The 14429-nt window shown below is 59.9% G+C and carries 14 protein-coding genes; 2 read left to right on the forward strand and 12 right to left on the reverse strand.

Annotated features, from left to right (window positions below):
- Positions 1-27: 27 nt before the first annotated feature.
- The 6 genes from ACA053_RS08605 to minC form a co-directional block, all read right to left on the reverse strand.
- Positions 28-1317, reverse strand: coding sequence for a M18 family aminopeptidase (locus ACA053_RS08605; RefSeq protein WP_497316603.1), 1290 nt, complete (start codon positions 1315-1317; stop codon positions 28-30).
- 76 nt (positions 1318-1393) lie between these two features.
- Positions 1394-2500: a hypothetical protein gene (locus ACA053_RS08610; RefSeq protein WP_497395016.1), complete on the reverse strand. Its 1107-nt coding sequence runs from the start codon at positions 2498-2500 to the stop codon at positions 1394-1396.
- Between the two features lie 50 nt (positions 2501-2550).
- Positions 2551-3186 carry an RluA family pseudouridine synthase gene (locus ACA053_RS08615; RefSeq protein ID WP_109628722.1) on the reverse strand — a complete coding sequence of 212 codons (636 nt, stop codon included), beginning with the start codon at positions 3184-3186 and terminating at the stop codon, positions 2551-2553.
- A gap of 182 nt (positions 3187-3368) precedes the next feature.
- Positions 3369-3623 carry a cell division topological specificity factor MinE gene (minE, locus tag ACA053_RS08620; RefSeq protein WP_007898843.1) on the reverse strand — a complete coding sequence of 85 codons (255 nt, stop codon included), beginning with the start codon at positions 3621-3623 and terminating at the stop codon, positions 3369-3371.
- A complete protein-coding gene (gene minD / locus ACA053_RS08625; RefSeq protein ID WP_109628724.1) occupies positions 3623-4435 on the reverse strand; it encodes a septum site-determining protein MinD in 813 nt (270 codons plus the stop codon). The genes minE and minD overlap by 1 nt, the downstream gene beginning before the upstream one ends.
- A gap of 190 nt (positions 4436-4625) precedes the next feature.
- Complete coding sequence (gene minC, locus ACA053_RS08630; RefSeq protein WP_497316606.1) at positions 4626-5363, reverse strand: septum site-determining protein MinC; 738 nt, start codon at positions 5361-5363, stop codon at positions 4626-4628.
- Positions 5364-5481: 118 nt separating this feature from the next.
- Here minC and ACA053_RS08635 point away from each other — a divergent pair, with 118 nt between their 5' ends.
- Both ACA053_RS08635 and ACA053_RS08640 read left to right on the forward strand, forming a co-directional pair.
- Entirely contained in the window at positions 5482-6414 is a 933-nt protein-coding gene (locus ACA053_RS08635; RefSeq protein WP_497395018.1) for a lipid A biosynthesis lauroyl acyltransferase, read from the forward strand.
- Between the two features lie 35 nt (positions 6415-6449).
- Positions 6450-7622, forward strand: coding sequence for a patatin-like phospholipase family protein (locus tag ACA053_RS08640; protein ID WP_497395020.1), 1173 nt, complete (start codon positions 6450-6452; stop codon positions 7620-7622).
- Positions 7623-7738: 116 nt separating this feature from the next.
- Here the strand turns inward: ACA053_RS08640 and ACA053_RS08645 are convergent, their stop codons facing one another.
- The 6 genes from ACA053_RS08645 to alc all read right to left on the reverse strand — a co-directional run bounded on the left by ACA053_RS08645 (position 7739) and on the right by alc (position 14382).
- Positions 7739-8524 carry an outer membrane protein OmpK gene (locus ACA053_RS08645; RefSeq protein ID WP_497395022.1) on the reverse strand — a complete coding sequence of 262 codons (786 nt, stop codon included), beginning with the start codon at positions 8522-8524 and terminating at the stop codon, positions 7739-7741.
- A 375-nt stretch (positions 8525-8899) separates the two neighbouring features.
- Positions 8900-9685 (reverse strand): outer membrane protein OmpK, encoded by a 786-nt coding sequence (locus tag ACA053_RS08650; RefSeq protein ID WP_497395024.1) that lies wholly within the window; start codon positions 9683-9685, stop codon positions 8900-8902.
- A 159-nt stretch (positions 9686-9844) separates the two neighbouring features.
- Positions 9845-11203 (reverse strand): nucleobase:cation symporter-2 family protein, encoded by a 1359-nt coding sequence (locus ACA053_RS08655; protein ID WP_109628733.1) that lies wholly within the window; start codon positions 11201-11203, stop codon positions 9845-9847.
- A 215-nt stretch (positions 11204-11418) separates the two neighbouring features.
- Positions 11419-12711 (reverse strand): urate hydroxylase PuuD, encoded by a 1293-nt coding sequence (locus ACA053_RS08660; protein WP_497316618.1) that lies wholly within the window; start codon positions 12709-12711, stop codon positions 11419-11421.
- A gap of 50 nt (positions 12712-12761) precedes the next feature.
- Positions 12762-13265: an ureidoglycolate lyase gene (locus ACA053_RS08665; RefSeq protein ID WP_497395026.1), complete on the reverse strand. Its 504-nt coding sequence runs from the start codon at positions 13263-13265 to the stop codon at positions 12762-12764.
- A gap of 121 nt (positions 13266-13386) precedes the next feature.
- Complete coding sequence (alc, locus tag ACA053_RS08670; protein WP_059404692.1) at positions 13387-14382, reverse strand: allantoicase; 996 nt, start codon at positions 14380-14382, stop codon at positions 13387-13389.
- Positions 14383-14429: the final 47 nt, after the last annotated feature.

Below are 14429 nucleotides of genomic sequence, written 5' to 3' on the forward strand. Positions count from 1 at the left end.
TCACTACAGGTTGGTCGTTGGGTCGAGTTACGGCAATTCCTGGCAGGCGTAGAACGCGCTCAGCACTTTGACCAGGTGGGCCAGGTCATGGCTGCCGCACAGTTCGCGGATCGAGTGCATGGCGAACGTCGGCAGGCCGATGTCCACGGTGCGCACGCCCAGGTGGCTGGCGGTGATCGGGCCGATGGTCGAGCCGCAGCCCATGTCGCTGCGCACCACGAAGCTTTGCACCGGCACTTCTTCGGCCATGCACAGATGGCGGAAGAACCCGGCGGTTTCGCTGTTGGTGGCGTAGCGCTGGTTGCTGTTGACCTTGATCACCGGGCCGGCGTTGAGTTTCGGGCCGTGGTTGGCGTCGTGCTTTTCCGCATAGTTGGGGTGCACGCCGTGGGCGTTGTCGGCCGAGACCAGCAGGGATTTCTGAATGGTGCGAACGAATTCGTCACCTTCAGGCAGCAGGCGACGCAAGGTTTGCTCAAGCATCGGGCCATCGGCGCCGCAGGCCGAGCAGGAACCGACTTCTTCGTGGTCGTTGCACACGAGCACGCAGGTTTCGTCGGTTTCAGCGGTCAGCAAGGCTTGCAGGCCGGCATAGCACGACAGCAGGTTGTCCAGGCGCGCGCCGGCGATGAAGTCGCCGTGCAGGCCGATGATCGCAGCGCTTTGCGTATCGTAGAAGCTCAGCTCGTAATCGAGCACCACGTCGGCATTCAAGCCATGTTCCAGCGCCAGCTGATTGGTGAGCACGGCACGGAAGTCCACGCGCTCGTCACCGGCAAATTGCGCGAGGATCGGCGGCAGTTCGGTCTGGGCGTTGATGGCCCAGCCCATATTGGCTTCACGGTTGAGGTGGATCGCCAGGTTCGGGATGGTAGCGATCGGTGCCTTGAAGTCGATCAACTGGCTCTCGACCTTGCCGTCGCGGCGGAACGTCACGCGGCCGGCCAGGGACAAGTCGCGGTCAAACCACGGCGCCAGCAACGCACCACCATAGACTTCGACGCCCAGTTGCCAGAAACCCTGGCGCTGCAGTTCCGGCTGCGGCTTGACCCGCAGGCACGGGCTGTCGGTGTGGGCGCCGACCAGGCGAATACCGCCATGCAGCGGCGAATGACGGCCCATCTTGACCGCGACAATGGACGAGTCGTTACGGGTGACGTAGTAACGACCGTTGGCTTCGGTAGTCCAGGGCTCGCGCTCGTCAAGGCGCACAAAACCCGCCGCTTCCAGACGCTGAACAAGGCTGGCAGTGGCATGAAACGGGGTAGGGGAGGCCTTGAGGAAGTCGATCAGGCCTTGGTTCAACTCTTCGCGCATAAGAAGCTCCAGACAGCAGTGGGCGGGAGTTTAACGTATTGGCCGGGGCCTTTGGGCATGACGTGAGCCGGTCACGTCAGCTGGCAGCCTCTACCCGCTTTTTCAGGTACTTCATGATGATCCGCTCATCTTCAGGCTTTTCAGGCTTGGGCAATTGCCGGGGCCAGCCGTTCTGATGGGTCTCCAGCAGCTTTTTCTGTTGCGCCTGGTCCCAACGAAGGATCTCCCGCGAGGCACACTCCCACCATTCGTGGCGGCAGGCCGTGTAGTACGGGTGATCGGGCGCCGCGCTGCCGTAAAGCAGATCGCGGCCGACCTTGCGCAGGGCGCCACTCTGGTTGCGCAGTTTCCATTTGATTTTCAGCCGCTGCCAGGCCGAAGGGAAGGGTTTGACCCGTGGCACGTCCCGGCACAATTCAACCAGCCGCTGGCTGAACCGCTCGCCATGCTGAGAGAAAAAATACGCCTGCATCGCATGGAAAAAGCGTTTTTCCGCAAAGTAGTGATAGATGTATTTTCGGGCTTCATAAATCGGTTTGTCGCGCATGGCGAACGACAAGGCGATCTGCTCGATGGTGTGGATGTCGAAGCCGTCCCGGGTCCATTCGTCGATGTACTTGATGGACTCTTCGAACAGCCCGGCGTCGCGGTCGGTCACGCCACACAATCCGCTGTTGTACAGCTTGAAACCGTTGTCCGCAGTGACGCCGTGAGCGTGCAGGCAACCGCCGAGCTTCACGTATTCGGGGCGTTCACACACGTTCTGCCAGTCGTACTCGAAGCGATCCATCAAGTAGTGCTGCGGCTGGATCTGGTTGAAGATCAGGTTCGGATCGCTGGTGAACAGCGTGTCGGTATCGACGAACAGGGTTTTTTCCGCAAACTGCAGGCCGGCGGCAATCGCGCAGGCCTTGCGGCGATGGTGATAGCCGTTTTCGCCTTGCCACAGGGTCAGGGTTTCCTGGGTCAGCAAGACCGTTTCGACCGGCCAGCCGGCGTAGTCCTGAGGGCGATCCGTGAGGATGCGGATGCTCGGGAGCTTGCCGTTCTTCGCGTGGGACAGCGCGGTCAAGATACTGAATTTGGCTTCGCGCCGGTAAACGTCCTGGCTGCCATAGATCAGGTAGAGCAGTTGATTTCGGGTTTTCTTGACGGGTGTTGCCGGGAATTCGGTAAAGCTCATCGGGATGGGTATCCTTTTGCTAAAGCAGGCGACTGCGTGTCAGGCAGTGCTTAAAACGGTGCGGGACATTCGAAGCGCAAGCGTTCACCGGTTTGCGGATGGGTGAAGCTGAGCATGCTGGCGTGCAGGCACAAACGCGGCCAGGCGGTCAGGGCCTGTTCGTGGGCATAAAGCCCGTCACCCAGCAGCGGGTGGCCGATGGAAAGCATGTGCACGCGCAACTGGTGGGAGCGGCCGGTGATCGGCGTCAGTTCGACGCGGCACCAATCGCCACAACGCTCCAGCACTCGCCAGAAGGTCAGGGCATGTTTGCCGAACTCATGGTCCACCACGTGGCGTGGCTTGGTCGGCGGATCGTAGCGCAAGGGCAGGTCGATGCTGCCGCTGTCCAGTTCCGGTTGTCCCCAGCACAGGGCGGTGTAGGCTTTTTCGGTTTCGCGGTCGTGAAATTGCCGAGACAGCTCGCGATGTGTGTCTGGGTCACGGGCCAACAGAATGATTCCGGACGTTTCCCAATCCAGGCGATGGACGATTCGCGCTTCCGGGTAGCCGTTTTCTTGCAGGCGAGTGATCAGGCAGTCCTTGTTGTCATCGGCCCGGCCAGGGACAGAGAGCAGCAGGGTCGGTTTATCCACCACCAGTACGGCGGCGTCCTGATGGATGATGCGGATGTTGGACAACGGCATTAAAACAGCCTCGTAACAAACGCCAACGGCGACTCAGGCCCCCGCACTCTGTAGGAGCGAAGCTTGCTCGCGAATGCGTCACCTCGGTCTATCAGATACACCGAGTTGCCTCTGTTCGCGAGCAAGCTTCGCTCCTACGGAGTGCATAAGAGCCTGCGCCGCCGTGGCTCCCGCTGGATCGACTAGCGATCCGGCAGGGTGATATTGAGTTCCAGAATCGAGCAGCTGCCCTGGTTTTCCAGCGCGACGTGCACGTCGTCGGACCCGATATTGACGTACTTGCGGATCACTTCCACCAGTTCCTTCTGCAAGGCTGGCAAGTAGTCCGGCGTACTGCGCTGGCCGCGTTCATGCGCCACGATGATCTGTAGACGCTCTTTCGCTACCGACGCGGTGCTGACCTTTTTGCTGGCACGAAAGAAGTCAAAAAGATTCATTATCTACCTCCAAACAGGCGCTCGAAGAAGCCCTTCTTCGTCACATCGAGAAAACGATGTTCCACGGATTTGCCCAGCAGACGATCGACCGCATCGCTGTACGCCTGACCGGCGTCGCTCTGGTCGTCGAGAATCACGGGCACGCCCGAGTTGGAGGCCTTGAGTACCGCTTGGGATTCCGGGATGACACCCAGCAGGGCGACCGCCAGGATTTCCTTGACGTCTTCGACGCCCAGCATTTCGCCATCACTGACACGCTGCGGGTTGTAGCGGGTCAGGAGCAAGTGTTCCTTGATCGGATCTTCGCCCTTTTCGGCGCGACGGGATTTGCTGGCCAGCAGGCCCAGCATGCGGTCCGAGTCACGTACCGAGGACACTTCCGGGTTGGTCACGATAATCGCTTCATCAGCGAAGTACATGGCCAGGTGGGCGCCTTTCTCGATGCCGGCCGGGGAGTCGCAGACCACGTATTCGAAGTCTTCTTTCAACGCCATCAGGACTTTTTCAACGCCTTCCACGGTCAGCGCGTCTTTGTCGCGGGTCTGACTGGCGGCCAGGACGTAGAGGTTTTCCAGGCGTTTGTCTTTGATCAGGGCTTGTTGCAGGTTGGCTTCGCCATTCACAACGTTGACGAAGTCATACACCACGCGGCGCTCGCAACCCATGATCAGGTCGAGGTTACGCAAACCGACGTCGAAGTCGACGATCACTGTTTTGTGGCCGCGCAGTGCGAGGCCGGTACCGATAGCGGCGCTGGTGGTGGTCTTACCCACACCACCCTTGCCGGATGTAACCACTAGAATCTTGGCCAAGGTGTTTCACCCCTAAGGAAAAGGACTTTTAGCCCCTGAAAAACATCTCTTGAAAAACTACTGCAGTCGGACAGCCTTGGCTGGAATCCGGTCCAGAACAGCGATAAACACTGCGTTTGGCCTTTTTCCTACTTCGTTTGAGCCGTTTTCGCTACGTTTTAGAGATGCTTGGAAAATGCGGCAGTATCCGTTAAAGCCGAATGATGTTCAACACGTCACCTGACAGGCTGACTTGCACGCCCGCCCCCCACAAAGGGTCACGGCGCAAATCCTCGGAAACCTTGTAGTGGCCGGCGATGGAGACCAGTTCAGCGCTCATCTGCTGACAGAAAATCCTGGCTTTCGTGTCGCCTTTGACCCCGGCCAACACGCGACCGCGCATCGGACCGTATACATGGATGTTCCCATCGGCGAGAAGTTCCGCACCCGGGCTGACCGAGGAGATCACCACCAGATCGCAGCCCTGGGCATAAATCTGCTGGCCACCGCGTACGGGCGACGTGATGATTTTCGTCGGTTTGATGGTCGGCTCAGGCGGTTTTTCCGGCTTTTTCTTGACGGCGCCTTCGAGCGGATCAAGAGGACGCTCACGGGCGCCGGACGGCGGCAACACCGGCAAATCCACCGCGATGGCGGCGGCGATGTCTTCGATGCGGCTGGCACGGATCGCCAGGGTGCGCAGGCCATGTTGGCGGCACACACGCATCACGCCCGGCAGATCAACGGCGCCTTCACTGGCCGGGAGTTTGTCCAGGGCCAGCACCAGCGGCGCGTTGCTGAAGAAATTGGGCGCCTGGGCGACCTTGGCGGCCAGTTGCCGATCAAGGTTCTCGAGGTCGTTGCGGGCCAGCTCCAGCACCGTAATGGCGAGCATGCTGCCCTTCAACTGGAACACGGGATCCTGGTCTTGCGGTTCGGTTTGGCTCATGGTCGGCATACAACGGCTTGTCACTAAAAGTGCCGAGACTTATAACGAGAACGCCCGCAAGCCGCAAGCCGGGTCGAACGATGTAGAATGCGCGGCCATTGTCTTTCCGGAACCTTTAATGGATCGCCCGCGTTTTCGAAAAACATTTCTTATGCCGCGTTTCTGGCCGCTGTGGTGTGGCTTGGGGCTGTTGTGGCTGATTGTTCAGTTGCCGTATCCGGCGTTGCTGTTTATCGGTCGCCTGCTCGGTGCACTGATGTATCGGCTGGCCGGCGACCGACGGCGCATTGCCAAGCGCAATCTGGAACTGTGTTTCCCTGAAAAGTCCGCCGACGAGCGCAAACGCCTGCTCAAGGAAAACTTCGCCTCCACCGGCATCGCTTTCTTTGAAATGGCCATGAGCTGGTGGTGGTCGCGCGAGCGGCTGGCGAAGCTGGCCCATGTCGAAGGCCTGGAGCATCTGAAAAAGGCCCAGCGCGAAGGCAAGGGCGTGATCCTGATGGCGGTGCATTTCACCACGCTGGAAATCGGCGCGGCGCTGTTGGGGCAGCAGCACACCATCGACGGCATGTACCGCGAGCACAAGAATCCGTTGTTCGACTACATCCAGCGCCGGGGCCGCGAGCGGCACAACCTCGATTCGCTGGCGGTGGAGCGCGACGACGTGCGCGGCATGCTCAAGTTGCTGCGGGCCGGTCGGGCGATCTGGTACGCACCGGATCAGGACTACGGCGCCAAGCAAAGTATTTTTGTGCCGCTGTTCGGGATTCAGGCGGCGACGGTCACGGCCACCAGCAAATTTGCGCGGCTGGGCAAGGCGCTGGTGGTGCCGTTCACCCAGGAGCGTCTGGCGGACGGCAGCGGTTATCGGTTGACGATTCATGCGCCGCTCGAAGGGTTCCCCGGCGAGACCGAAGAGGCCGACTGCATCCGCATCAATCAGTGGGTCGAAGGCGCCTTGCGCGAGTGCCCTGAGCAATACCTCTGGGCCCATCGCCGCTTCAAGAGCCGTCCACCGGGCGAGCCGAAGCTGTACAAGAAACGCGCTTGAGTCACCCATCCCTTTAAGCACCATGGAGTGTTGCGATGAGTCCTGCTGAACCGGTTACAGGGTTGATTCTTTCCGGCGGCGGGGCTCGGGCGGCGTATCAAGTGGGCGTGCTGGCGGCGATTGCCGAGTTACTGCCGGTGGGCGCAGACAATCCGTTCCCGGTGATCGTCGGCACCTCGGCCGGGGCGATCAACGCGGTCAGCCTGGCCAGTGGGGCGATGGACTTTCGTGGCGCGATTGAGCGCCTGACCGCTTTCTGGCAAGGCTTTCGCAGTCATTTGGTTCTACGCAGCGACTGGCCGGGCGTGATCCATCAGGCCAGCCGCTTCGTCAGCCACAGCTTGCTCGGCATTGGTGCTCAGGTTCCGGTTGCCTTGCTCAACAGTTCGCCGCTGCGCGGGTTGCTCAACGACAAATTGCACATGAACGGCATTGCCGAGGCCATCGCCCAGAAGCAGTTGCAGGCGGTGGCGGTCACGGCGTTCGGTTACGAGTCCGGGCAGGCCGTCACGTTCTATCAGGGCGGCGGCACCATCGATGCCTGGTTGCGCCATCGGCGGATCGGCGTGCCCACGCAATTGACCGTCGACCACTTGCTGGCCAGTTCAGCCATTCCGCTGTTGTTCGCGCCGGTGAAAATCGGCGAAGAGTATTTCGGCGACGGCGCGGTGCGCCAATCAGCGCCGATCAGCCCGGCCCTGCACCTGGGCGCCAGCCGGGTGCTGGTGGTGGGCGTCAGCGGCAACCCGCGTGGCGTCGACCCGGAGCAGCCACTGCAACGCGCCTACACCGGTCAGCAGCCGACCCTGGCGCAGATCGGCGGGCACATGCTCAACAGTACGTTCATTGACAGCCTGGAAAGTGACATCGAGTTGCTGCAGCGTCTGAATCAGTTCAGTCACTTGTTGCCCGATGGCACGCCGACCCGTGCGCTGGGCGTGGCGCCGGTCGAGGTGCTGGTGATTTCGCCGAGTCAGCCGATCGATGAAATCGCGGCGCGGCATCGGCAGGAATTGCCGGCGGCGTTGCGCCTGTTTCTGCGCGGGCCGGGGGCGACCAAGACGAGTGGGGCGGGGGTGCTGAGTTATCTGCTGTTCGAGGCGGGGTATTGCAGCGAATTGATTGATCTGGGGCGGCGGGATGCGTTGGCCAAGCGCGAGGAGTTGTGCCGGTTTCTGGGGTTGTCGGAGCCGGTGGTTACGGCCTGAGAGCTGCGGTGTTGCTATCGCTAGCAGGCTAGCTCCCACAGTGGATCTTCAGTGTCATTCAGATCAACTGTGGGAGCTAGCCTGCTAGCGATGGCGTCCTTACAGACGCCGCCGGATCAGAAGTGAACCTTGACCAGGAAGCTGGTCACGCTCTGATCAGTCTTGAAACCCTGGCTGTCTTCGATGCCGTACTTGTTTTTCCAGTAGTCATACTCGACGCCGACGTACAACTGCTTTTCGCCCAGGTTCAGTGCCTTGCCCAGGTCGTATTTGACCTGCGGATTGAAGTGCAGGTTGGCGTGATATTCGCCCTTTTTGTTGACGTCGTTGTCGACCACCCAGTCCATGAAACCGTCGATCAGGATGTTCGAATCGCCAACGGGAATGGTGTAGGACCAGACCGGTGTGATCTGCCAGATATCATCACCCGGACGGTCGCCTTCGGTGTGACGGTTGTAGAAGTTCAGCTGGAAGTAGTCGAAACCTGGAATGGCCAGGTCGAAACCAGGACCGATCAGGTAGGACTCGGTATCGTCTTCACCGAACTCATACGTCATGGCCAGCAGCACGTCTTTGACTGGGCCGAATTCGAGTTTCTGGTCGAAGATCTTGTTGAACGACAAGCGTGGGCTGAACTCACCGTAGTAGGTGTTCTCACCGGCGAAGGCGTCTTCCTTGCCGTTGTAGAAGATCTTGTCGATGAAGAAGAAGTTGTCGCCGTATTTCCAGCCATCGGCGTGTTCGAAAGTCACGGTCTGCTGAATGCGCGGGTTGACCTGGAAGTCCTTGCCATACAAGTAAGTCAGGCTGTTGTTCTGCCATTGCAGCAAGTCGCCGGCCATGGCCTGGCCCCCGGCCAGCAGCGATCCCGCGAGCATCAGGCTGGTGCACATACGTTTCATTCGGTTGCTCCCAAAAAGTAGTAGTTCCACGTTATTTTTCTAAGGTCGACGCTCTGGTGTGGCGCCTTTTTCTGTAGCGGTAAAAAATCATCCATTCGGTCAGCTTCAGTGCTGTTAGCAAGAGCTGCGCCAAGGCTTTCAAAAAACCAAAAAACTCCCGCTCGGCTGCTCAAGAGCAGTCGATTGAGAGGGGGGGTGGAGTGCCTTGGAACCGTCCAGAGCCGGGATAAGTTGGCTTTCTGGTCAGGAATTAAATCCGGGCTTTTTTTTAAAGCGGATTCAGGCGGCCGCGGAGAATACTGACTCCTTGGCCAGGTCTCAAGTGCCCCGCAACAGCGCACCGACGACAGGTTTGGAGCACGGTTGCGGGCCATCTTAGAAGTGCACCTTAACCAGCAGGCTGGTGGTGTTTTCATTGGTGTCGAAGTTGCCGTTGTTTTCGATGCCGTACTTGTCTTTCCAGTAGCTGTACTCGGCGCCGACGTACACCTGTTTTTCGCGCCAGCCGAGGGCTTTGCCCAGGTCGTACTTGATCTGCGGGTTGAAGTGCAGGTTGGCGTGATAGGTGCCGTGCGAGTTCTGGTCGTTGTCCACGACCCAGTCGATGTAGCCGTCGATCAACAGGCTCGAATTACCCAATGGAACGGTGTAAGACCAGGCCGGTGTGATCTGCCAGACATCATCGCCGGGGCGCGAGCCTTCGGTCTGGCGGTTATAGAAGTTCAAGGTGAAATAGTTGAATCCTGGCACCGCGAGATCGAAGCCGGGGCCGATCAGGTAGGCCTCGGTGTCGTCTTCGCCATTCTCGTAGGTCATGGCCAGCAGCACGTCCTTGATCGGGCCGAATTCGAAACGGCGGTCGAGGATTTTGCCGAAGGAGAGGCGCGGACTGAACTCTCCGTAATAGGCGTGAACGCCTTTGTTCCGGTCTTTCTCGCCGTTGTAGTAAGTGCTGTCGACGAACAGAAAGTTGTCGCCGTACTTCCAGCGGTCGGCATGCTCAAAGGTTATCGTCTGCTGGATCGACGGGTTGACCGCGAAATCCTTGCCGTACAAATAGCTGAGGCTGTTGGTCTGCCACAGCAATAAATCGCCGGCCATGGCCTGGCTTGCAGCCAGCAGGCCACCGCCCAACAGCAGGGTTGTCTGAGTCCGAATCATCTGTTGCTCCCTCTTGTTTTTATTGTTTGAGGCACAGGCAGCCCCAACCTGTGGGAGCGAGCCTGCTCGCGATGGCGTCGGTTCAATCAACATTGATGTTGAATGTGATACCGCTATCGCGAGCAAGCTCGCTCCCACAGGTTTTGGGGCGTTATTGGGTTAGCGCGGGTGAGCGTGGCAGTCGTTGATCGCCGCGCGTTCGCGGCCGCCAAGAATGTTGAACAGCAGGTTCAGCGACAGCGCACTCAGCGTCGCCATCGCAATGCCGCTGTGGGTGATCGGACTCATCCACAACGGCAAGTGCGCGAAGAACTCCGGACGCACCACCGGGATCAGCCCCATGCCGATGCTCACCGCCACCAGCAACTGGTTGCGACGGTCACCGATGTCGGCTTCCTGGAGAATCTTGATCCCGGTGGCGGCGACCATGCCGAACATCGCAATCGCCGCGCCGCCCAGCACCGCCGGCGGAATCGATGCCACCAGGAATGCCGCTTTCGGCAGCAAGCTCAGCAGCACCAGCAAACCACCGGCAACGATGGTCACCGAACGGCAACGCACGCCGGTCATCTGCACCAGGCCGATGTTCTGCGCGAAGGAGGAGTGAGTGAAGGTGTTGAAGAAACCGGCGAAGAACGAGGCGCCGGCATCACACAGCAAGCCGCGACGCAGCATCCGTGGGCAGACTTCCTGGCCGGTGATTTTGCCCAGGGCGAGGAACATCCCGGTGGACTCGACGAAGATGATCACCACCACCAGGCACATGGACAGGATCGGTGCGAGTTCAAACTTGGGCATGCCGAAATGCAGTGGGGTGACGATCTGCAGCCATGGCGCATCCGCCATGCCGCTGAGGTCGACCATGCCGATCAGCCCGCAAATCACGTAGCCGAGGCACATGCCGATCAGCACGGAAATATTGACCCAGAACCCGCGCATGAAGCGGTGGACCAGCAGGATGGTGGCCAGCACCAGCGCGGCGATGGCCAGGTAAATCGGTGAGCCGAATTGAGTGGCGCCAGCACCGCCGCCCGCCCAGTTGACGGCCACGGGGAACAGCGACAAACCAATCGAGGTGATGACCGTGCCGGTCACCAGCGGCGGGAAGAAGCGTACGACTTTGGACATGAACGGGGCGATGATCATGCCGAAGAAACCGGCGGCGATGGTCGCGCCGAAGATCCCTTGCAGACCGATGCCCGGCATGCCGGCCATGGCGACCATGCTGCCGACGGCGGCGAAACTGGCGCCCATCATCACCGGCATGCGGATGCCCATCGGGCCGATGCCTAAGGATTGCACGATGGTGGCGATGCCGGCGACCAGCAGGTCGGCGTTGATCAGGAAGGCGATTTCTTCACGACTCAGACCGGCGGCCTGTCCGATGATCAGCGGCACCGCGATGGCTCCGCCGTACATCAGCAGAACGTGTTGCAGACCGACCAGGATCAGTTGCAAAAGGGGCAAACGCTGAATAGCGGGTGCGTCGGGGATGCGCGCTTCGGATAGCTCGGACATGCAACACCTCGGATCTTTTTTATTCTTGTGATTGACAACTGCGGTGCTGCTGGCAGTTGTTTTCGAATCAGGTGGACCTGTGGCGAGGGAGCTTGCTCCCTCTGGACTGCGTAGCAGTCCTCTACTTTTTTGACAGGAAGTGGGGGCCGCTTCGCGACCCAGCGGGAGCAAGCTCCCTCGCCACAAAAGCCCGCTTTCACGGGCTTTTGTTCTGCTTAGTTGGTGGGAGCTCCCTGAACAATCCATGCACCGATCAGGTCACGTTCCTGCTGGGTCATCTGGGTGATGTTGCCCAGTGGCATGATCTGGGTGGTGACGGCTTGCGCCTGGATCCGCGCGGCGTTCTGACGGATCTGTTCGGGGGTGTCGAACATCACACCGCCCGGCGCGGCACTGAACAGCGGACTGGTCGGTTTGGCCGAATGGCACACCGAGCAACGTTCCTGGATCACACTGTGCACCTTGTCGAAACTCGGGCCGGCGTTTGACGCCTGGACCGGTGCTTCAGCAGGTTTCGCAGCGGCAGGTTTGGCACCGCCACCGACGGCGGTTTCCGGCAGCGGCTGGTACTCGATGGTGCCAGGAGCCTTGGCCACTTCAGGTGCGCTCGGCATTTGCGCCGGGCCAGTCACGTAGGCCAGGCAGATCATGCCAACAGCCGCGACAGGCAAGGTCCAGGCGAACTTGTGGCTGTCGTGACGGGTGTTGAAGTAGTGACGCACCAACACCGCCAGCACCGCGATCCCGGCCAGGATCAGCCAGTTGTATTGGCTGCCGTAGGTGCTCGGGAAGTGGTTGCTGATCATGATGAACAGCACTGGCAAGGTGAAGTAGTTGTTGTGACGCGAACGCAGCAAGCCTTTGGCCGGCAGCGCCGGATCCGGCGTGCGGTTCTCGGCAATCGCCGCCACCAGGGCGCGCTGCGCCGGCATGATGATGCGGAACACGTTGCCGACCATGATGGTGCCGATGATCGCGCCGACATGCAGGTACGCACCCCGACCGCTGAACACTTTGCTGAAGCCGTAAGCGGCGCCAATGATCAGCACGAACAGGATGAAACCGAGCAGGGCAGGGCGTTTGCCCAGGGCCGAGTCGCAGAGGAAGGAGTAGACGAACCAGCCGACGAACAACGAAGCAATGCCCAGTGCGACCCCTTCAGGGCCGGTCAGGCTGCTGCCCGGTGCCAGCAGGTACAGCGTCGGGTTGGAGTAGAACACCACGCACAGCAGCGCGATCCCCGACAGCCAGGTGAAGTAGGCTTCCCATTTGAACCAGTGCAGGTTGTCCGGCATGGTCGGTGGGGCCAGTTTGTATTTTTCCAGGTGGTAGATACCGCCGCCATGGATCGCCCACAGATCGCCCGCCAGACCGCTTTTCGGGTTGACCCGATTGAGGTTGTTTTCCAGCCAGACGAAATAGAACGACGCACCGATCCAGGCCACGCCAGTAATCATGTGAACCCAGCGCACGCTCAGGTTCAGCCATTCCAACAGATGTGCTTCCACAGTCTTTACCTCTCGCCTGTCACTCTGTTGTCGAGTGATCAGACCTTCTCTTATTGGTGGGGGGCAAGGATCAAACGCTCATCCTCTTTGAAAAAATGCTCATCGCAGTTATTGCCTGTGCCACTGCGATCAACCACCAGGAAGTCATCCCGCTTTTCGATCGTCAGCACCGGATGGTGCCAAACGCCGCGATGGTAATTAATGCCCTGCCTGCCGTTGGTGACGAAGGCGCGGACCAAGCCTGATACAGGTTCATCGCCAAGTGGCGCGACCACGATCAGAAAGGGGTTGCCGAGCAGCGGAATGAAAGCCTGGCTGCCCATCGGGTGACGCTCCAGCATGCAGACGGTCAGCGGCATGTCCTGCGCGTCGGCGCGGAAGATGCTGATGATCGCGTTGTCCTCTGGCGTGGCGGTTTGCACCGTCGCCAGTTTATGGAAGCGCATGGTCGAACCGTTGTTGATCATGAAGTGATCGCTGCCGTCGGTTTCGATCACGTCACCGAAAGGGGCGAAGGCTTCTTTGGTCAGCGGTTCAATCGTCAGTGTGCGCATGCTGGTCTTCTTACCTTGAGTTCTGTGTTGTTTGTTCTATTGCTATCGCTAGCAGGCTAGCTCCCACATTTGGAATGCATTCCCCTGTGGGAGCCAGCCTGCTGGCGATTGGGTTCAGCGCTTATTTAGCGACCTTGCCCAATACCCGCAGGCGGCTAACACCACCATCCGGGAACACGTTCAGGCGGATGTGGGTGATCGGACCCAGCGCCTTGATCTGCTCGGCGAAGGTGTGTTCGGCGTGCATTTCCAGTTTCTGCGCCGGCAACAGTTCGCGCCAGAACAGCGACTGGGTTTCGATCTGGCTGTCGGTGCCGCCCTTCACGAACGCGCCCTGGATCGAGCACGTGTCCGGGTAGTTGCCTTTGAAGTGCAGGGTGTCGACGATGACTTTTTCGATCTCGCCGGCATGACCCAGCGCGACGATCACCCAGTCATTGCCCGGCGTACGACGACGTGCAGTTTCCCAGCCGTCGCCCATGTTGATGCCACGGCCCGGGTTGAGGATGTTGCTCATGCGGCCGAAGTGTTCGTCGGAGCAGGCGAGGGCGCGGCCACCGTTGAGGGCTGCAGCCAGGTCAACCTGCTCGTTGTCGCCGACAGCGGACCAGTCGCGGAACGGAATGCCGTACACACGCAGACGGGCCACGCCACCATCCGGATAGATGTTGAAGCGCAGATGGCTGAACGCCTGGTCGTTGCTGATTTCGTGGTAGTGATGGCTGTTGCCTTGCAGCTCGACGGCGGACAGCACTTCAGTCCACTGGGTGTTGTCGTCCGGCTCGCCCGAGGCCAGGAAGCAGGCCTCCAGGGACGCCGATGGCGGGAAGTTGCCGGTGAAGAATGAAGTGTCGATGTCCACGCCTTTGATCGAACCCGGTACGCCCAGGCGGATCACCGCGCTGTCGTAGCCTTCGAAGCGCTTGCGGCGCGACTCCCAGCCGTCCATCCACTTGCCGTTGTCATCGAACACGCCTTCTTTCCACACAGCCGGAGTCGGCTGGAACAGGCGGTTGGCATCAGCGAACCAGTCATCGGTGACCGAGATGATTTTGGTGCCCAGACGGGCGTCGGCCAGGTTGACGAACTTCTCGAAAGGTACGGCGTAAGCTTTCATTCTTCTTGTCTGCCTTTAATAAGTTGGCTTGGGATGCTTGCAGGGCC

It is taken from the genome of Pseudomonas sp. LBUM1672 (assembly GCF_059695655.1).